The organism is Xenorhabdus sp. KJ12.1, from assembly GCF_963876495.1.
Taxonomy (GTDB): Bacteria; Pseudomonadota; Gammaproteobacteria; order Enterobacterales; family Enterobacteriaceae; genus Xenorhabdus; species Xenorhabdus stockiae.
This window is the reverse complement of record NZ_CAWNQH010000061.1, coordinates 38608-58780: the sequence shown is the minus strand read 5'-3', so window position 1 is coordinate 58780 and position 20173 is coordinate 38608. Positions and strand designations below refer to the sequence as shown.

Sequence of the window (20173 nt, the reverse complement as noted above, 5' to 3'; positions counted from 1 at the left end):
CAATAAAATGATATTTCTTTGAACTATCACAAGGAAAGTGTTTTTAAGGGAATGGGAACGGCGAATATCTTATATAATTCATTTTATTAAATAATGAGTTTTCTTTTTAAATAAGTTTCGAACATCTTATGTCAAACAGCGCACTGAACCGTCGTTGGGCGGAACTTTTACTGGAAGCATTGACCCGCCACGGTTTGCGTCATGTGTGTATTGCACCCGGCTCCCGTTCTACTCCACTGACACTTTCCGTTGTAAAACTTTCCGTTGTAAAGAAAGCTGCTGCCCAGAACGGTAAGCTGATATGCCACACTCACTTTGATGAGAGAGGGTTAGGCCATCTGGCACTGGGGCTGGCAAAAGCGAGCGGGGAGCCCGTTGCTGTCATCGTGACATCAGGAACCGCAGTTGCCAATCTCTATCCTTCGCTGATTGAAGCGGGTTTAACCGGAGAACGGCTGGTATTTCTCACCGCAGACAGACCTCCGGAGCTGATTGACTGTGGTGCGAATCAGGCTATACGTCAGCACGATATTTTTTCCTCACATCCGTCACAAACACTCACTTTGCCGCGCCCAACCACTGATATTTCAGCCGGCTGGCTGGTCTCTGTTATTGATAATGCGATGTCTAATCTCAGGCAGGGAGGGCTGCATATTAACTGCCCTTTTGCAGAGCCTTTGTATGGTGATGATGATCAATACCAGTCATGGTTACAGACTCTGGGAGACTGGTGGCAGGGGGATCAGCCGTGGCTTCGGCAATCGATGATGACTGTGACAACCAAAGTTACTGACTGGAATTGTTGGCGAAAAAAACGGGGGGTTGTTCTGGCAGGGAGAATGCGTGCTGAAGAGGGGCAGCTTGTTGCACAGTGGGCAAAAGACATGGGATGGCCATTAATTGGTGATGTCTTGTCTCAGACAGGCCAGCCTTTGCCTTGTGCTGATTTGTGGTTGAATCACCCTCGTACACAGGAAATTCTGGCACAAGGCGAGCTGGTTATTCAGTTTGGTTCCAGCCTGACCGGAAAGAGACTATTGCAGTGGCAGGCAGCATGTCAGCCAGAGGAATATTGGATTATCGATTCTATTGCGGGAAGGCTTGATCCTGCCAATCATCAGGGACGCAAATTTACCTGTGATATCGCGGCGTGGTTACAAGAGCATCCTACACATATAGATCACCCTAATGCTTTTTGGGCGAATGAACTGAAAATATGGTCAGAAAAGGCATCGGAATGCGTGGCTGAAAAACTGTCGGGTAAATTCAGTGAGGCTGCGGTTGCCCATCAGTTGCATCAGTTATTACCGGAAGAGGGGCAACTATTTGTCGGCAATAGTCTGATTGTTCGCCTGATTGATGCGCTGGGGCAACTTCCTGTCGGTTATCCGGTTTACAGTAATCGTGGAGCCAGTGGCATTGACGGGTTAATTGCAACTTCAGCCGGAGTACAACGGGCAACCGGTAAGCCCACGCTGGCGATTATCGGTGATATTTCGGCACTTTATGATCTGAACGGTCTGGCTTTATTGCGGGAAGTTTCATCACCGATGGTACTGATTATCGTCAATAATAACGGCGGTCAGATTTTTTCATTACTACCTACACCACAGGAAGCACGCCAGCAGTTTTACTGTATGCCGCAAAATATCAGTTTTAATCCTGCTGCGGCTATGTTTGGCCTGCATTATAGCGCTCCACAAAGTTGGCCTGAGTTAAAACAGGCTGTTGAACAGTCATGGCTGCAAAATGCTACCACGGTTGTGGAATTAAATGTGACAGGTAATGAAGGTGCGGTGTGCCTGCAAACGTTACTGAAACAAGTGGCGGAACTATGAAGCTGGCCTGTCAGACATTCAATACGGACAAACAAGGCCCATGGCTGGTTTGGTTGCATGGTCTGCTGGGATGTGGCCATGAATGGCAGCCCATTATCAGTGCCTGCAACCAGTATCCTTCTTTGGTCATTGATTTGCCCGGTCATGGTCATTCTGCCGATATGCCGCTTGTGAATGTTTTTGCTAAAGATGGTCTTGCAGAGATGAATGCTCTGCTGAGCAAAACATTACTTGCGTATCAGATCCATGATTATTGGTTAATTGGTTACTCACTCGGTGGCCGGATTGCTATGTATCACGCAACTCAAGCTCAGGCTGTGCAGGGGTTAAGGGGGATTCTGGTGGAAGGTGGAAACCCGGGGCTATTATCCCAAGAGGAACGTGAAGCCAGATTATTACATGATAAAAACTGGGCACAGCGCTTCCGTTCAGAACCTATAGCGGCAGTTTTAGCGGATTGGTATCAACAGCCTGTATTTGCGGATTTACCTGAGGCGCAACGTCTCAGGCTTATTCAGATTCGTAGCCAGAACAGGGGCAGTAGTATTGCAGATATGCTGGAAAATACCTCACTTGGGCACCAGCCGTATCTGCTCCCGGAATTACAAAAACTGGCAGTACCTTTTATTTATTTATGCGGTGAACATGATCAGAAATTTAAGGGCATAGCGCAACAGTTTGCATTGCCATTAAAAATAATTTCTCAGTCTGGACATAATGTCCACAGTAGTAATCCTGCGGGTTTTTCAGCCGCAGTGAACCACTTTTTATCACTTTTTGGCTAAGGACGTTTAATAATGCTCTACCCATGCGAAGAAAAATTATATGCGCCGATTGACTGGCAAGATTGTTCTAATGGATTTGAAGATATTCTTTATCATAAATCTACTGATGGTATCGCTAAAATCACAATCAATCGCCCACAAGTGCGCAATGCCTTTCGTCCTCTGACAGTTAAAGAGATGATTCAGGCTCTGGCAGATGCACGTTATGACGATAGCATCGGCACAATTATTCTGACCGGAATGGGAGAAAAAGCCTTCTGTGCTGGCGGCGATCAGAAGATCCGGGGCGATTATGGTGGTTATCAGGATGATATGGGAACACATCATCTGAATGTACTGGATTTCCAGCGTCAGATTCGTACCTGTCCAAAACCAGTTGTTGCTATGGTTGCCGGATATTCCATTGGTGGCGGGCATGTTCTGCATCTGATGTGCGATCTGACCATTGCCGCAGATAATGCGATTTTTGGACAAACCGGCCCTAAAGTCGGCTCTTTTGATGGTGGATGGGGTGCATCTTATATGGCCCGGATAGTCGGACAGAAGAAAGCCCGCGAAATCTGGTTCCTGTGCCGCCAGTACAATGCTCAGGAAGCGCTTGATATGGGATTAGTTAATACTGTCGTTCCTTATGCTGAGCTGGAGAAAGAAACTGTACGCTGGTGCCGTGAAATGCTGGAAAACAGCCCGATGGCGCTGCGTTGCCTGAAAGCTGCCCTGAATGCAGATTGTGATGGACAGGCGGGTTTGCAGGAGTTGGCCGGGAACGCCACCATGCTGTTTTATATGACTGAAGAAGGACAGGAAGGGCGTAACGCATTCAATGAAAAACGTCACCCTGATTTCAGTAAATTCAAACGTAACCCATGATGCGTAAAGCAACTCTTTATCATTACAGCCTGCCGATGGAGGCAGGTGTTATCCTGCGTTATCAGCGCCTGAAAACCCGAGATGGTTTTCTGGTTCATATACAGGAAAATGAGGAACACGGCTGGGGAGAAATTGCCCCGTTACCGGAATTCAGCCGTGAAACACTTGAGCAGGCAGAACAAGCCGCAGTAGCGTGGTTAACGCACTGGTGTCAGGCAGAAAAAGGTGCAGATAAAGAACCGGAACAGAGTGAATTACCTTCTGTTGCGTTTGGTATCAGTTGTGCGCTTGCTGAATTGCGGGGGGAATTGCCGGAAGAAGCTGACTATCGCAAAGCACCATTATGTACCGGCGATCCTGATGATGTGATCCTGCGTCTGGGAGAAATGACCGGACAGAAAATTGCGAAGGTGAAAGTAGGTTTATACGAGGCTGTACGGGATGGCATGGTTGCTAATGTTTTGTTGGAAGCTGTGCCTGAACTCCGGCTAAGACTGGATGCTAACCGCAGTTGGACACGCACTAAAGCGGATGGATTTGCCAAGTATGTCAATCCGGATTATCGCCAGCGTATTGCTTTCATCGAAGAACCTTGCAAAACCCGTGAAGAGTCACTGGATTTTGCTCGCGAAACAGGTATTGCTATCGCATGGGATGAAAGTGTCCGGGAGGACAGTTTCACGGTAAAAGCTGAAGCCGGTGTTGCTGCTATTATCATCAAGCCAACTTTGGTTGGCAGTATTGACCGTTGCCGTCAATTAATTACTGAAGCTCATCAGGCAGGATTGGAAGCTGTTATAAGCTCAAGTATTGAAACCAGTTTTGGTCTGACGCAACTGGCCCGTTTAGCACACTGGTTAACGCCGGATACACTCCCGGGATTAGATACTCTGAATTTGATCCGGTCACAACTTATTCGTTGCTGGCCAGACAGTGATATTCCTTGCCTCGAATCAGATAAACTGGAAATCGCATGGAGCCATGAATGTCATTAGCGTCGTTTAACCAATGGCCTTGGCATCATTGGGCAGTTTGTGCTCCGGAAAAACAAGCTGCCTTGTTGTATGGAAAACCCCTGACATGGCAGCAGCTAGCGACAAAAATTAATACTATTGCAGATTGTTTCCGGCAACAGGGGGTATCAGAAGGCAGTGGAGTGATCCTGAGGGGGAAAAATAGTACCGATTTTTTGCTCTGTTACTTTGCGGCCCTACAATGTGGGGCAAGAGTACTGCCACTGAATCCTCAACTCCCCGAATCATTGCTGGTGGAATTACTTCCCCGGCTGAATATGGCATTTGTGGCTGATTTTACCGATTCCCCTTCATCGGTTATTCAGGCAACGGAACTTAACTGGCAAACTAAGTTTACAGTTACGTCAGGAAAATATGTTACAAGGGATTTAATTTCATGGGATGAACATCGCCCGGCCAGTATGATCCTGACTTCAGGATCTTCCGGGCTGCCTAAAGCCGTTGTGCATTCTATGAAGGCTCACTTTGCCAGTGCAAAGAGCGTTCTTTCCTGTATAGATTTCGGTTCACATGATCGCTGGTTATTATCACTGCCCTTATACCATGTTTCAGGTCAGGGAATACTCTGGCGCTGGTTGCTGAAAGGTGCAGTGCTGGTATTAGAAGACATGCGCTCTCTGGACAGGGCTTTATCCGGTTGTACTCATGCCTCCTTAGTGCCTACGCAATTGTGGCGCTGGCTGTCTCAGCCGCATGAATATAAACAGACTTTGAAAGATGTGTTACTGGGCGGGGCAATGATACCGCAGGAGCTTGTTCAACAGGCCGGAAAACTGGGCATTCGCTGCTGGTGTGGTTATGGCCTGACTGAAATGGCTTCAACAGTCTGCGCAAAGCGTGCAGATGGTTCACCGGGGGTGGGAACACCATTGCCGGGAAAAGAGATCCGTTTGCAGGATGATGAGATACAGATCAGGGCAGACAGCATTGCGATGGGATATTGGTCTGATGGGAAATTACAGCCTCTGCTTAACGAAAATGGCTGGTTTTCCACCCGTGATCGGGGCGTCTTTGAGCGGAATGAACTGTGTATTCTCGGGCGTCTCGACAATCAGTTTTTCAGCGGTGGAGAAGGTATCCAGCCGGAAGATATCGAGCGAATCATTAACCAGCATCCCGAAATTCAGCAAAGTTTTGTTGTTCCTGTACCCGACCCTGAATTTGGGCATCGGCCTGTCATGGTAATCGAAACAAACTCACCTAAACTTACAACAACACTTTCTAGCTGGCTTTCGGATAAACTTGCTTCATTTCAGCAGCCTGTAGCCTGTTATTTACTGCCTGAGCAGTTAAAGAATGATGGAATAAAAATTCCACGACAGCAGGTTAAACAGTGGGTACTGCAAAAATACGTTACCTGCATATCTTGATTAATCTAGATAGTTTATTAATTTTATAGTTTATGGTATTTACTAAATTCCAGTAAAATGGCTTGCAACAAGTAGTGGCAATTACCAATTAGATAAGAAGGAAATGATATGAAAGGTTTTATTGCTGTCAGTGCTGCTAGTCTGCTCTTTATGACTGGTACAGCAAATGCAATTTCTGTAAATGTTGAAGCAGGAAAGCACTATACCAGTACATCTGCGGGAATTGGTGATAAAAATGCGGGGTTCTCCCTGAACGGAAACTGGGCCCGCAGTGATCATAATGGTCAGTTGGGTAGTCTGGGACTGGCCTTTGCTCTGCCTGTTGGGCCGCTGACAGCCAGTGTTGGCGGTAAGGCTCTCTATCTGTCGCCAAAAGTCGGAAAAGATGGCGCTGCATTAGCTGCTGGTGTTGGTCTCAGTGTAGCGGTAACACCATCACTATCATTATATGGTGAAGCTTATGGTGCTCCATCAGGTTTTACTTCAGGTATTGACTCTTATACAGAAGCTAACGGCGGTGTCCGTTATCTCCTCTTCAGACCATTGAGTGTTGAAGCTGGTTATCGCGTAATTGATCTAAAAGGAAAAGGCGGGGATCGCAGTAATAAAGTGTCAGATGGCTTTTACATTGGCGCAGGCGTGAATTTCTGATATCTCCACTGACATTATCCGCATCTATAAGGATGCGGATATGCCTTTCTCACGTGGCGTAATGGATTAGCCAACCTCGGGCAGCATGCCTGTAACAATGCCAACCTGAATAGCAATAACAGCAATACCGCACAGGAAAATAAGGACGAGTGCCGGGTTACCACCTTTCACACGATATCCTCCCTGATTTTCTTTGCGACAGCGCCAAACCAGCAGGCAGGGGAGTAACAGAGCCAGAATTGACAGCGCAACGGCAGCGAAGGTCAGCGCCATCACAAAGTTAGGGTAGAACAGAGCGCAAAGCATGGGGGGCACAAAAGTTATCAAGCCGGTTTGCAGACGCTCTTTGGCATGATTGCGGCGTTTTAGCAGGTCAGCAAGATAATCAAACAGACCCAGAGAAACACCCAGAAACGATGTCGCCAGTGCGAGGTCAGCAAACAGATGAACAGCAAGTTCAACTTTGGGTGACGCAACAACTTCTCGGACAGCCTGCAATAATCCATTCAATCCTGACTGTTGTGCCAGAATCCCGACAAAGGTATTGGAAGAAATAGCACCAAGAGTCACTAACTGCCACAGGATATAAGCACTCAGCGGAATAGCACTACCGATAAGAAATATCTTCCGCAGCTTATTTGTATCCCCGCCCATATAGGCAACGATGCTTGGCACACTGCCATGAAACCCGAATGAAGTAAAAATTACCGGAATGGCTGACAGAACAAGCCCTTTTTCTATTGGCATAGATATCAGGTTGATCTTGTCAACATGAGGCATCATCACGCCAAGAACGAGCACCAGAAAAATGACTTTAGCAGTAAATAGCAGGCGATTAATTAAATCAACAGATCGGGTACTAATGCAGACGACACTTCCGGCGACCAGTGTAAATATAATGATCCCGATAGAAACAGAAATGTCTTTCTCTAACCAAGCCGATAAACTGGCAGCCAGCAACTCACCAGCACCACTGATATAGGCGGTTGTCAGAGCATACATCAGAAATAGCATGCTGAACCCTGTTAACACCTGCCCACCGACGCCCAAGTAGCGTTTTGCGATAGTTCCCAACCCGGTATTGGCTTTATTATATTGATAAACTTCTACCAGCAGGAGTGCGGTATAACTCATCAAAGCCCATAGGCCAACTAACATGACCAGTGTTGTACTAAAACCTACACCTGCCGCAGCCAGAGGCATGGCGAGCATTCCTGCCCCAATCGTCGTTCCGGCGACGATAAAAATACTGCCAGTAGTGCGATTCTTCACGCGATCCTCGTCTCTGAATATATTGATAAAATAGTAATAAGAGTGGCAGAGTAAAGGATTGGTGTATAGCTGTCAAATTGGCAATACATAGATTGTAAAGAAATAATTACACTGTGTGCTAAAACTGAGAAGTAGATTAAAAAAGAAAATTGAATAAATGAATCTAATTTTGAAGTGTTGTACCTGTGGAAACTCGTCGAAAAGAAAAAGAATTCTAGTAATAGCCTTTATATTACAGATTATGGCTGTTATTCGATTAGCCGATTTAGCTTTATTAGCGCTTTGGTATCGCCATCTGAACCGAGAATAACGTATGGTAGTATGCCTGAAAGTAGAAAAGAAAAAACCCGATATCCTGAGATAACGGTTTTTTCTTATACAGTGCCAGTTCTGTGAATTGAACGGATGACTGGCTGATTACTATTCTTACTTAGCGAATTATTTTTCGGTTAATAACGCCCAGACGCATCACAAAAAGTAACCAACTCATTAGCAATAATAACCCGCCACCTACCACTGTTACCCGAATATTAGTGGTATCGAGAAATCCCCCTGCCAACATGACTATCAGTGTTGCCAGCGCCTGGATGGAACTGATAGAACCCATGATTTCTCCCTGTTCATTCTCCGGCGCAAGATTTGAGATACTGCTTATCAAACCAGTCAATGCAAAACCCATCGAGGTGACGAAAAGAGTAATGAATATATGCAGGTAAATAACATTATTGACCATTGAAATGGCTATGACGGCAAGTGATGACACCACAAGGGAATATCGTACCATATTTTCAGGTTTAGTGACTTTGGCAACACGCCTTACCACCAGATATTGGAATAATGCATAGGTCGCTCCCATTATGGCGAGAAAAGATCCAATCTGGAACGAACTGAAACTGTAAATATCCAGAAGATAAGCGGGCAGGAAAGATTCAAACAGCCACCAGCCAGCAACAAAAACTGTCCAGATAGTAAATGCTATTCTCAGCTTAGTGTGGCTGTAGGCTTTTGCAATTTGAACCAGACCGGAAAATGCATTTATTTTTTCCTGTGTATGCTTTTCCAGAGTATCGGGATATGTAACCAAAGTGTAGATAAATAGCAGAGCAAAGATAACAGCCATAATCACAAAGGGTGTCATATACCCGTTGAACTGCCACAGAGATACATTAGTTAGCCAGCCTCCGATTGGCGGCCCTATCACCCAAGCCAGACCCAGAGCAGTCTGTATCATAGAGAGATTTTTAGTTTTATTTCCCGGTTTGCTGATATCCGCCATGCTTGCCTGTGCAATTGCCACGTTACCCGCCATCATTCCGGCGAGCAAACGGCTAATCAGTAGTAGTCCTGCTGATGTTTCAACGACTGCGTAGCCACTGGCAGCAAAAGCTATAGCAGTGCCCGCTACAGTAATTAACATCATTTTTCTGCGACCATAAATATCCGACATTTTGCCTAGTATGGAAGCACCAAAAAACTGGCCCAAAGGATAGATTGCAAGGAAAATCCCCAACATAACTACCTTTTTCTGATGATCCCATCCTTCCGGGAAGAGTGAAGCGGCATCAGAAATCATCATGTGTGGAAATATCGCCACCACCATTCCCAAACCGATAAAATCAAGTAGCGCAACCAACACCAGATACCAGATCAGATCCGGTTTTTCTTTCATTTTCGTACTCCTCAAATTTACTCATTTAATACAGATGACAGAAGGATTCAGTTGCCATCTGTTTCTCAATCAAACTGAGAGTTGCTTCTTTGTTTGTTGGCTGCACTCACTCATCCCGACCATAGAGTTATCTCTGCTCACCGGGGGTGAGCCCCCTTATCGCTGAGACGCATTTTGAAATTCATTGTGTATCTATCAGTCATTATCTTTCCTTTTATTTCATCATAATTTAATTGCTAAATAAGGCTATTTATTAATAATATTCGGTATTAATTGTTATAATTTTGATTTCGTTCAATAATATCCATTTTCGGAAGGGAAGTTAATAATTGGTAGTTTATTAATTAGTCAGGTTATTTTATTTGGATTTACTCTAAGAGTATAGTTGGCGACTTGATTATTAGTGATTTTGTTAATCCGTCATTATTTAATTTGTTGTTTTTTAACATTAATTTTATTTCTTTGACTGTGTAAAGTATCAGCTTTTTCGTATAAGAAAATATTTTTATGCATATTTTTAAAATCTATTTTTTAGATAAATTCATTGCCGGATAAATAATGAATATTATTGTAATCCTCATAGCAATAATATTTAAATTAATAAAACATCAACAAAAAGATGATTAGGTCAACCACATGAATAATCAGATATTATCTATGTTAGAAAATTCAATTTTTAATACTTACCCCTAAAATGAGGTTTTTCATTTGGTCAGATAGTGTGATGGTTATGCGGGAGTTACGTAGCTAAAATTTGGGAATACTCGGATTACTAAGGATTACCAATTAGAGGTTATTAGTGGAGTCAGAGCAATAGGAATCTAGCTTGCAAGAATATGTTAGGATGCAGAATTGTTGAGTTATGAAAGGGTTAAAAATGGGAGAGGGCTTGGAATCAGTTGAAATGGGGATGTCTCGTACCTTTTCACTTGACAGAGCATGCACAACAAATCGATGCTCTATTTCACGATGAAGTCACAAATATGTCTCACTCTGTGCTCAGTACCGTTAGTTGGGAAAAATAAAAACCCGCTATCTCGTTGAAAGATAACGGGTCTTATTTGGTGCCGGCTACCGGAATCGAACTGGTGACCTACTGATTACAAGTCAGTTGCTCTACCAACTGAGCTAAGCCGGCGAAATTTGGCGGAAGGATAGAGATTCGAACTCTAGGATGGTTTCCCATCGGCGGTTTTCAAGACCGCTGCCTTCGACCGCTCGGCCATCCTTCCATGGCGCGAGATTATGCCTATATCTCTGGAATGTGTCTAGTCCCCGAAAGGAAAAAATTGTTATTTTTTTACTGTTTGCTCAATCTTCGAACGCCGGTGGCCTTTTTATCCACTAACCTGCTAGTATTAACACAACTCAATGACTTATTTTATTGCAAATTGAATTAAAGTTAACCATAGATATCTTCACATGAAAGGTAGCCATTCAAAGAATGTATAAACAAGCACCTATTAAGCCATCTGCTATCCCCCGTTTTTATGCACTGTTTATTATTCTGCTTTTTACGTCTCTATTTTTATTTGGGTATAACTATTTTGATAGTTGGTTGATGGAGAAAAAATATGCCGTCAGCAGTGTGACAGCTAAAATGCGATTGCAGATTACAGATTATCGCTACCATGCAGGGCGTATCTTTGAACAATCTAATTCCCAGTCATTATCTTCTTTGGGGATTGTACCTACATTAGAAGTAGGTCCTAATATTTATTGGCTGGAAAACAATAGCAAAAATATCGATGCGATTATTTTTGGTAGTTACAATGATTCAAGTGTGCAATTGGCTCAGAAACTATCCCATTATCTCGAAATTCTCTGGGGCTCGCGCAACGAATATGAGTCTATGTATTATCTCAATGGTAAGGATAACAATTTACTACTGGTGACAACGCATCCTATTTTAAAGCCGGAAATCAGATTTAAGGAAAGTTATCTGACCCTGAGCTCTGATTTTAAGCGTTCTGAAATGCTGGCTCAGTCAATAGCGCTGGATGAAAGGGAAAGTATCTCATCTATTCATTCATTGCGCGGAGAGAATATTTATTTCTATACCTATAAAGCCGCATTCAACTCACCTGGGCAATTAACCACCGTTATTGCCTTTGATCTACCAATTAATAACCTCTTACCGGTTGATATGCCAGCGGCAAATTTTCGGCTGAACTCAAACAATGAATACGATATTGACAAAACAAGTAAAATTGATGTTTCTTTAAACGGTTTTTGGTTAGAGTTTTCTCAGCCACTGAATATTGTCCCGTATAAATTGATATATCAGGTTCCACTGAAAGCTCTTGTTGTGGATTTATTGCTCAGAAATATTTGGCTGTTACTTTCCATATTGCTTTTCTTATTACTCTCATTCAGTGGTTTATTTTATATCCGCCGGCGATATATCACGCCTAATGCTTCAATGGATCAGGAACTGAAAATCAAAAACTCTTTGGAAAATGATATTGTTTCCAATATACCCATTGGGTTGCTGATTTATGATTTTTCATCTAATCAACTGATTAGTAGTAATAAAATTGCCGAAAAACTGCTGCCTTATCTTGATTTGGATAAGGTTAAGATAATGGCAGAACAGCATCATGGTGTTATTCAGACCTCGATTGAGGATGCGGTTTATGAAGTAAAGATGTATAGCAGTAATTTATTGCCTGAAACATACCTTTTCTTATTTCAGGGGCGTGATCAGGAGGTAATGATCAATAAGCGGTTACAGCTTGCTCAAAGAGAATATGAGAAAAGTGTGTACGCCAGACGTTCCATGTTGCTAAATATTAATAATGAAATAAAAAAACCTATTCAGGAGTTGAACGATCTTGTTATTCAGTTGAAAGTAAAGTCGCAAGATGAAGACATCCAATATTCATTGGATAGGTTGCTGTTAAAATCAGAGTATATTACCGACTGGGTTGAAAATATATCATTACTCAATGGATTAGAGTCAGATGACTGGAAGCCTACTAATGAGATATTCTCTTTATCCTCGCAACTGGAAAATATATTAAAAATATTTCTTCCAACACTCAATGCTAAGAGTCTGAAGGCTTATTATCATTTTAACATTCCTCATGAATCCATATTCAATGGTGATGGGCAAGCAATAAGCAAAATAGTTTTATTATTATTAAATTATGCTATTACAACAACTAGTTATGGGAAAATATCACTTAATGTCAGTACTTCCGGTAAATATAACAGTCACATACAGATTGAGTTAATCGATAGTGGTTCAGGTCTTAGCGAGAAAGATCTGAATAGTTTAAATTATCCTTTCTTACATAAATTAGCAGAAGATAAATATTATACAAATTCTGGGTTAGCCTTTTATTTGTGCAATCAGTTATGTAAAAAGATGGGAGGAAATCTTCAAATTAACAGTAAACTGGGGCTGGGAACGCATTATGTTGTTAGTTTGCCGTTGTCTCAACAAGATGAAGATATAGAGATCCCGCAACTATTGGAAGGGGTTATTGCCCTAGTAGATATCAGTAATCCTGAAATTAAAAAAATAATCCATAATCACCTTGATAATTATGGAGCAACATATTTTGAAAAAAGCACAGAAAGTGTTACGGAAGAATACGATATTATTCTTACTGATAAACAGAACAAAACAAAAAAGCCAACTATATTATTAGTAGGTAATTTAGTAGGGTTTAAGCAAATGCAAGCGGGTTTGATTCAGTGTAATTACAATTTTGTTGGTGATGTTATCAATGCGATATCGCTGCTGATTGAAGAAAATTTCAGCTTAATCGAGCCTGACGAGATCGCCTCTGATCTGAAACCAGAATCAGATTTTGTTCAAAATGTAGATAGTAATATTTGTAATACCCTCAAAAGTTATCACACGCAGTTGGTAGACAGTAATTATAGGAAATTATTTATAGAGACGGTACCGATGGATGTTACTAAGCTGTATACTGATATGGAACGCTATGACTTAATATCACTTTCGCAAACGGTACACCGCCTTAAAGGTGCGTTTGCTATGTTAGACTTTAAATTGCTAAAAACATTATGTGAGGCGTTGGAACAACACATAGCAGACAATAATGAAGTAGAAATCAAAAGTAGCATCAGCCGTATTGATTCCTTTGTCACAAAGCTGTTGCAGCCAAGGTAACCAATAATATGAATAACCTTAATGTCATTATTGCAGATGACCATCCTATTGTTTTATTTGGCATCCGCAAGTCACTTGAACAAATTGAGTGGATTAATATTGTCGGTGAGTTTGAAAATTCAACTACACTGATTAATAGTTTGCCACATATAGAAGCAGATGTTCTCATAACGGATTTGTCAATGCCCGGTGACAAATATGGCGATGGCATCACCCTGATAAAATATATTAAGCGCCATTATCCGACACTGGCTATCGTCGTTCTGACGATGAACAATAATCCGGCTATTTTAAGTGCAGTACTTGAACTTGATATTGAGGGGATTGTTTTAAAGCAGGGAGCACCAACTGATTTGCCTAAAGCACTTTCTGCGCTACAAAAAGGTAAACAATTTACACCTGAAAGTGTTTCTAAATTGTTGGAAAAGGTGAATGCTAATGGTTACGGAGATAAGCGTTTATCTCCAAAAGAGAGTGAAGTGCTGCGTTTATTTGCTGAGGGGCTACTCGTGACAGATATTGCAAAGAAGCTTAATCGTAGTATAAAAACTATTAGTAGTCAGAAAAAATCTGCAATGATAAAACTGGGAGTGGATAACGATATTGCGTTACTTAATTACTTATCTTCAGTCACTATTGACAATGATATGGTTAAATAGCCTATTTGTTATTTCTTTCAGTGTAGGATCGGTGATTTATGTTGCCGATCTTATATGTGCCACTAATGTTTCTTTTAATTTTGTCAGTGATACTGGTTTTAGTAAACAATAATCCATACCGACATCAGCACAACGTTGCCTTTCCTCTGCCATTGCATTCGCTGTAATCCCAATGATGGGTTTAGTATATCCTTTATTTCTTAAATATTTTGTGAATTCATAACCATCCATATTAGGCATGTTAACATCGGTCAGAATAATATCAGTCTCGTTATTTCTCAGATATTCAATAGCATCAAGTCCGTCATGAGCCATGGCTGTTTTGAGGCCTAATGAGCTTAATTGTTCAACAAGTAAATGCCGATTGATAGGATGGTCATCAACAACTAAAATTCTAATTGTATTTAATCTGTCATCAACTTTGACTGGCGTTGTTATTGTTGAAGCAGAAGGTATGGCCATATAATTATTGTTTGATAGCAGATTATCAATAAAAGTAGCAAAATCGCTAATCTGGTAAGTGTTATGCAACCAGTAATTATTATGGGTGTTTTTGGGTGCCCCGATATGCTGCTCTGATATTTCAATACGATAATGGGCAGAATTATTGGGCTCAATAGGAAGATCACTGATTAACAATTCAGAGTCAGTGGCTTTATTCTCATCATATAAAGCAATTTGAAAATGTGCCTTTGTAAGCAAGTTGTACAGATATTTTTCTAAACAATCATTGTGAATAGCTAAGACGATTTTTTGTGGAGCATGCTTTGGAGAATAGATGTTAGTTTGGTATTTTTCCTTATCATATTTTGCTCCATATAACGGAAGCCGGATAGAGAAAATACTGCCAACATATTGTTGGGATACAAATTCAATATCACCATCCATCAGGTTGATTAATTTTTCACAAATAGCTAAACCCAATCCGGTACCTTGTGATGCATTCTCTTTATTGGTACTGGTTTGAAAAAATGGTTCAAATAACTGAGCCTGAAATTTATTTTCTATTCCTAGCCCTGTATCTTTGATACTGATATACATATAGCCGTGTCTTATCGCGATGGATATAACAATGCAGCCCGTTTCTGTAAATTTAATCGCATTATTTAACAAGTTGGAAATGATTTGCTGAAGCCTCACCGGATCGTTATTAATATAGTCAGGTACATCTGGTTCAATATAGCAATAGAATCCCAGATTTTTTTTCGCAATAAGGGGTAGATAATTTGAAATTACATGAGATATGATTTCTTTACAGCTGAATTCTTTGGCATCAATTTTCAATTGATTAGATTCTATTTTGGAGAAATCAAGAATATCACTAATAATCTTTAACAGCAGTGATGATGAATTATTCATTGTCGATAATAACCGAGCAGCTTCCGGTGACAATGGATAGGACTGTAGTAATTCAAGGTTTCCGATAATGCCATATAATGGCGTCCTTAATTCATGACTTACTGTTGCCAGAAACATTGATTTTGCCTGGTTGGCCTGCTCTGCGGCTGAGGCCATTTCCTGTAATGATTTCTCCATTTTTGCCCGGGTACTGATATCAATCAGAACACAGATTGCGACTTCTTCATTGCGATAGCGTGAATGTACAAAACTAATTTGCAGATGATTATTATTGCTGGTGACAACATCGATGTAGCTGCTGCTTTTATCGCAAATGATATCGATAATGCGTTTTTGATCCTCAAACGTCAGCATTCTAGTATAGTTGTGTGCAAGTTCATTACTTAATATATTAGCACCATCACTAATCCGTAAGATACTGATGCCGACAGGAGCTGAGGCGACAATTTTATGGTTAAACTGTTCATTTTCTTCAAGGCGAAGAGCATTATTTTCAGCAGGAGAGAACATTTTTCTCTCAAATAACCAAACAAAAAAGATAATCAGAATCGCAGAGGTGATATTAAGAATAATACTGTTAATGATTTTATGCTTGAATGCATTAAAAATATTCATTAAGGGTTCTGAATATACCACACTGAATGATGAGGGTGCTAAACGCCGTTTTAATAATAAATGAGAAAAGCTTTCACTATAGCCAAAATAAGGCACCTGCGTATTGTAGCCAATCGTGTTGGATTTATTACTATTCTTTGCAGGATAATATAACTCAGGTTTGTTATAATGATTTAGTAGTGTAAGAGTAATATTCCTGTCATGATCGGGGATAAAAGTATCCAGCCTGATAGATTGTTCGACGCCTATCATTGCAATCATTTTTCCATTGCTATAAATAGGGGAAAGGATATAAAAGCTACCACTATCGGAACTTGTATTCGGCGCTGCCCAATAGATATTTTGATTTTTTCCTTTCTCTTGGTCAAATATCAGACGTCGGTAGTTTTCATAAACCATTTTTTTTAGTATGTCAGGATCGGTTATTGTCCCGCGAATTGGAGAATTCATCATGCACATACTTTGAATATCGACTAAAAAAACCTGATTAATACCCTGTGGCATAACAATATTATCTTTCCAGAAGAAGAACAGCTCATTTAATGATTTTAAGTAGTGCTCTTGTTCATTACTCAGAAAGTCACAATTAGAATGGATACTCAGCGGTGTATACAAAAAATGGGAGTTATTATGTGGCAGGTTAATAGTCAGTTTTTTTTCATTTTTATGGGATAAATATTTTTCCGTCATATATTGGAGATCATGCAGAGTAGCAGTCGTATTCCGAATATAGGAGAACATTATATCGTAGACAGTATTATAGTCCTGACGAATATCTGATTTACCCTTATTAAAAATATTAGCCAGATAGAAAGTGGTTAATAAAGCGCCTAATGCCCATAACATAAAACCAAGTACCCGAAAAAGGTAGCGGGATATCTTTAGTGATGTATGAAATGAAGATAGATATCTCAAGAGGTCGCCTGATAAAAATGTGGTCAATAATAACTGTTAACAGCATATACTAGTGTAGCAGGGAATACAAAGTAGCATTTGGTACTAAAAAAAATCACATAAAAAAGCAGGTATTTTTTATACCTGCTTTTTTTAATGTATCAGTGGTTCAGAAAAAGAGGATGTTACTCCTGATTTTCTGCTCCATTACCTTCTTCATCAGAAGGCGTGACTATATTACCGTCTTCGTCTTCGTCATCATCAGGTTCAGCTACACGCTGCAAGCCAACCACTTTTTCATCTTCTGCCGTGCGGATCAAGGTAACCCCTTGAGTATTACGGCCGACGGTGCTGACTTCAGACACTCTGGTGCGTACCAATGTTCCGGCATCAGTAATCATCATGATTTGATCGGTTGGTTCAACCTGAATTGCCCCAATCACATTACCGTTACGTTCACTGACCTTGATCGAGATAACGCCCTGAGTTGCACGGGATTTGGTTGGGTACTCTTTCTCTGCGGTTCGTTTTCCATAACCGTTTTCTGTCACCGTCAGGATCTGTCCTTCTCCGCGAGGAATAATCAGGGAAACGACTTTATCTCCTTCAGCCAGTTTAATACCCCGGACTCCGGTTGCAGTACGTCCCATTGCACGGACGCCTTTCACGCGAACCGTACCATCTTCCAGCGTTTCTTCCTCTTCTTCAAGGAAGCGGACAACTTTACCCTGTGCAGAGAACAGCATGACTTCATTACTGCCATCAGTCAGGTCAACACCGATTAGTTCATCGCCTTCATTCAGATTAACGGCGATAATACCGGCGCTACGCGGACGGCTGAATTCGCTGAGTTTAGTCTTCTTAACAACGCCGCTTGCAGTTGCCATGAAGATATTCAGACCTTCTTCATATTCACGTACCGGCAGAATAGCGGTAATGCGTTCATCCTGACCTAATGGCAACAGGTTGACGATTGGGCGGCCACGGGCTCCGCGACTTGCTTCTGGCAACTGATAGACTTTGAGCCAGTACATTTTGCCTTTGTTAGAGAAGCAAAGAATTGTATCGTGAGTATTGGCTACCAGAAGACGCTCAATGAAATCTTCTTCTTTGATACGTGCTGCGGATTTACCCTTACCACCACGGCGCTGGGCTTCATAATCAGACAGAGGCTGGTACTTTACATATCCCTGATGGGAAAGTGTGACCACAACATCTTCCTGATTGATCAGGTCTTCAATGTTGATATCTGCTGAATTTTCAGTCAGTTCAGTACGACGTTTATCGTTATACTGCTCTTTGATGGCAAGTAACTCTTCCCGGATGACTTCCAGCAGACGCTCAGGGCTTTCCAGAATGAACATCAGTTCAGCGATAACTTTCAGCAGCTCGCGGTATTCATCAAGCAGCTTTTCGTGCTCCAGACCGGTCAGTTTCTGCAAACGCAGATCCAAAATAGCCTGAGCCTGTTGTTCGGTCAGATAGTACTTGCCGTCACGAATACCAAATTCTGGCTCCAGCCACTCAGGACGAGCGGCATCGTCACCGGCCTGAGCCAGCATTGCTGCAACATTACCTAATTCCCATGCCTGAGAAATGAGGTTGGCTTTCGCTTCAGCAGGAGTAGGAGCACGGCGGATCAATTCGATAACCGGATCGATATTTGCCAGCGCAATAGCCAGTGCTTCAAGGATATGAGCACGATCACGGGCTTTGCGTAGTTCAAAAATCGTTCTGCGGGTGACAACTTCCCGGCGGTGGCTGACAAATGCAGAAAGAATTTCTTTCAGGTTAAGCAGCTTAGGTTGACCTTGATGCAGAGCAACCATGTTGATACCGAATGAAACCTGCAACTGGGTGAGAGAGTACAGATTATTCAGAACAACTTCACCGACCGCATCACGTTTTACTTCGATAACGATGCGCATACCATCTTTATCGGATTCGTCACGTAACGCACTAATCCCTTCGATACGCTTATCTTTCACCAGTTCAGCGATTTTCTCAATCAGGCGAGCTTTGTTTACCTGATAAGGGATTTCATTGACGATAATGGTTTCGCGGCCATTTTTCTCGTCAGTTTCAACTTCTGCGCGGGCACGGATATAAACTTTACCGCGACCAGTGCGGTAGGCTTCCTGAATACCACGACGACCATTAATAATGGCTGCTGTCGGGAAATCAGGCCCCGGAATATATTCCATTAGGCCTTCAATACTGATATTTTCATCATCAATATAAGCCAGACAGCCATCGATCACCTCAGACAGGTTATGAGGCGGTATGTTAGTTGCCATGCCGACCGCAATCCCTGATGAACCATTCACCAGTAGATTGGGGATACGGGTTGGCATTACATCGGGAATTTGCTCAGTGCCATCATAGTTAGGCACAAAATCGACGGTCTCTTTTTCCAGGTCTGCCAGCAATTCATGGGCTATTTTTGACATGCGTACTTCGGTATAACGCATCGCAGCCGCAGAGTCGCCGTCAACTGACCCAAAGTTCCCCTGACCGTCAACCAGCATATAACGCATGGAGAATGGCTGTGCCAGACGAACGATCGTGTCGTAAACAGCGGTGTCGCCGTGTGGATGGTATTTACCGATCACATCCCCAACAACGCGGGCAGATTTTTTATAGGGTTTATTCCAATCATTTCCCAGTACATTCATCGCAAAAAGTACACGGCGATGTACGGGCTTCAGTCCGTCTCGAACATCTGGCAGTGCGCGTCCAACAATAACGGACATCGCATAATCCAGATATGAGCTTTTCAGCTCTTCTTCGATATTGACCGGGGTGATTTCTCTGGCAATGTCGCTCATGGAGCCACTGTCCCTCATACTCCGAATTCAAAGGCTTAGAATTATACCACAAATTGACAGTTTTATAAAAATCAGATGCGGGTATTTCAAGATTAAGGTGTGTATAATAGTTTCTTATCACACATCCCCATAATACTGTTACATTTTCTGTGAATCAGTTTTCTGTGAACCAGTTTTCTGTGAAG

General features: G+C 42.0%; 12 protein-coding genes and 2 tRNA genes. 8 read left to right on the top strand and 6 right to left on the bottom strand.

Annotated elements, in window-relative coordinates; translation table 11 throughout:
- Positions 1–128 precede the first annotated feature (128 nt).
- The 6 genes from menD to AACS92_RS07550 all read left to right on the top strand — a co-directional run bounded on the left by menD (position 129) and on the right by AACS92_RS07550 (position 6548).
- Complete coding sequence (menD, locus tag AACS92_RS07575; protein ID WP_099108360.1) at positions 129–1838, top strand: 2-succinyl-5-enolpyruvyl-6-hydroxy-3-cyclohexene-1-carboxylic-acid synthase; 1710 nt, start codon at positions 129–131, stop codon at positions 1836–1838.
- A complete protein-coding gene (gene menH / locus AACS92_RS07570) occupies positions 1835–2623 on the top strand; it encodes a 2-succinyl-6-hydroxy-2,4-cyclohexadiene-1-carboxylate synthase (RefSeq protein WP_193756842.1) in 789 nt (262 codons plus the stop codon). The genes menD and menH overlap by 4 nt, the downstream gene beginning before the upstream one ends.
- 12 nt (positions 2624–2635) lie before the next feature.
- Entirely contained in the window at positions 2636–3493 is an 858-nt protein-coding gene (menB, locus tag AACS92_RS07565) for a 1,4-dihydroxy-2-naphthoyl-CoA synthase (protein WP_099108358.1), read from the top strand.
- Positions 3493–4488: an o-succinylbenzoate synthase gene (gene menC / locus AACS92_RS07560; RefSeq protein WP_099108468.1), complete on the top strand. Its 996-nt coding sequence runs from the start codon at positions 3493–3495 to the stop codon at positions 4486–4488. The genes menB and menC overlap by 1 nt, the downstream gene beginning before the upstream one ends.
- A complete protein-coding gene (gene menE, locus AACS92_RS07555; RefSeq protein ID WP_099108357.1) occupies positions 4479–5897 on the top strand; it encodes an o-succinylbenzoate--CoA ligase in 1419 nt (472 codons plus the stop codon). The genes menC and menE overlap by 10 nt, the downstream gene beginning before the upstream one ends.
- A 108-nt stretch (positions 5898–6005) precedes the next feature.
- On the top strand, positions 6006–6548 hold the full coding sequence (locus AACS92_RS07550) for a YfaZ family outer membrane protein (protein ID WP_099108356.1): 543 nt from the start codon (positions 6006–6008) through the stop codon (positions 6546–6548).
- 66 nt (positions 6549–6614) lie between these two features.
- On the opposite strand, the gene tyrP is transcribed toward AACS92_RS07550, so the two are convergent.
- From tyrP to AACS92_RS07530, 4 genes are all read right to left on the bottom strand, one after another.
- Positions 6615–7820 (bottom strand): tyrosine transporter TyrP, encoded by a 1206-nt coding sequence (gene tyrP, locus AACS92_RS07545; RefSeq protein ID WP_099108355.1) that lies wholly within the window; start codon positions 7818–7820, stop codon positions 6615–6617.
- Positions 7821–8250: 430 nt separating this feature from the next.
- Positions 8251–9489 carry an MFS transporter gene (locus AACS92_RS07540; protein WP_099108354.1) on the bottom strand — a complete coding sequence of 413 codons (1239 nt, stop codon included), beginning with the start codon at positions 9487–9489 and terminating at the stop codon, positions 8251–8253.
- A 1062-nt stretch (positions 9490–10551) separates the two neighbouring features.
- Positions 10552–10627 (bottom strand) — tRNA-Thr (locus AACS92_RS07535).
- A 6-nt stretch (positions 10628–10633) separates the two neighbouring features.
- Positions 10634–10721: transfer RNA gene (locus AACS92_RS07530), tRNA-Ser, on the bottom strand.
- 212 nt (positions 10722–10933) lie between these two features.
- On the opposite strand from AACS92_RS07530, the gene rcsD reads away from it, so the two are divergent.
- The gene (rcsD, locus tag AACS92_RS07525; RefSeq protein ID WP_099108353.1) at positions 10934–13633 is read left to right on the top strand and encodes a phosphotransferase RcsD; all 2700 of its coding nucleotides are present in this window, start codon (positions 10934–10936) and stop codon (positions 13631–13633) included.
- 8 nt (positions 13634–13641) lie between these two features.
- Positions 13642–14292: a response regulator transcription factor RcsB gene (rcsB, locus tag AACS92_RS07520; protein ID WP_099108352.1), complete on the top strand. Its 651-nt coding sequence runs from the start codon at positions 13642–13644 to the stop codon at positions 14290–14292.
- Positions 14293–14328: 36 nt separating this feature from the next.
- On the opposite strand, the gene rcsC is transcribed toward rcsB, so the two are convergent.
- Both rcsC and gyrA read right to left on the bottom strand, forming a co-directional pair.
- Positions 14329–17181: a two-component system sensor histidine kinase RcsC gene (gene rcsC / locus AACS92_RS07515; protein ID WP_099108351.1), complete on the bottom strand. Its 2853-nt coding sequence runs from the start codon at positions 17179–17181 to the stop codon at positions 14329–14331.
- 164 nt (positions 17182–17345) lie between these two features.
- On the bottom strand, positions 17346–19988 hold the full coding sequence (gene gyrA / locus AACS92_RS07510) for a DNA topoisomerase (ATP-hydrolyzing) subunit A (RefSeq protein WP_099108350.1): 2643 nt from the start codon (positions 19986–19988) through the stop codon (positions 17346–17348).
- Positions 19989–20173: the final 185 nt, after the last annotated feature.

Bases quoted from the DNA above. Each gene is read 5' to 3' on its own strand.
- menC (WP_099108468.1), top strand. From the start codon at position 3,493: ATGCGTAAAGCAACTCTTTATCATTACAGCCTGCCGATGGAGGCAGGT.
- rcsD (WP_099108353.1), top strand. From the start codon at position 10,934: ATGTATAAACAAGCACCTATTAAGCCATCTGCTATCCCCCGTTTTTAT.
- menD (WP_099108360.1), top strand. From the start codon at position 129: ATGTCAAACAGCGCACTGAACCGTCGTTGGGCGGAACTTTTACTGGAA.
- gyrA (WP_099108350.1), bottom strand. From the start codon at position 19,988: ATGAGCGACATTGCCAGAGAAATCACCCCGGTCAATATCGAAGAAGAG.
- menH (WP_193756842.1), top strand. From the start codon at position 1,835: ATGAAGCTGGCCTGTCAGACATTCAATACGGACAAACAAGGCCCATGG.
- menE (WP_099108357.1), top strand. From the start codon at position 4,479: ATGTCATTAGCGTCGTTTAACCAATGGCCTTGGCATCATTGGGCAGTT.
- AACS92_RS07540 (WP_099108354.1), bottom strand. From the start codon at position 9,489: ATGAAAGAAAAACCGGATCTGATCTGGTATCTGGTGTTGGTTGCGCTA.
- menB (WP_099108358.1), top strand. From the start codon at position 2,636: ATGCTCTACCCATGCGAAGAAAAATTATATGCGCCGATTGACTGGCAA.
- AACS92_RS07550 (WP_099108356.1), top strand. From the start codon at position 6,006: ATGAAAGGTTTTATTGCTGTCAGTGCTGCTAGTCTGCTCTTTATGACT.
- rcsB (WP_099108352.1), top strand. From the start codon at position 13,642: ATGAATAACCTTAATGTCATTATTGCAGATGACCATCCTATTGTTTTA.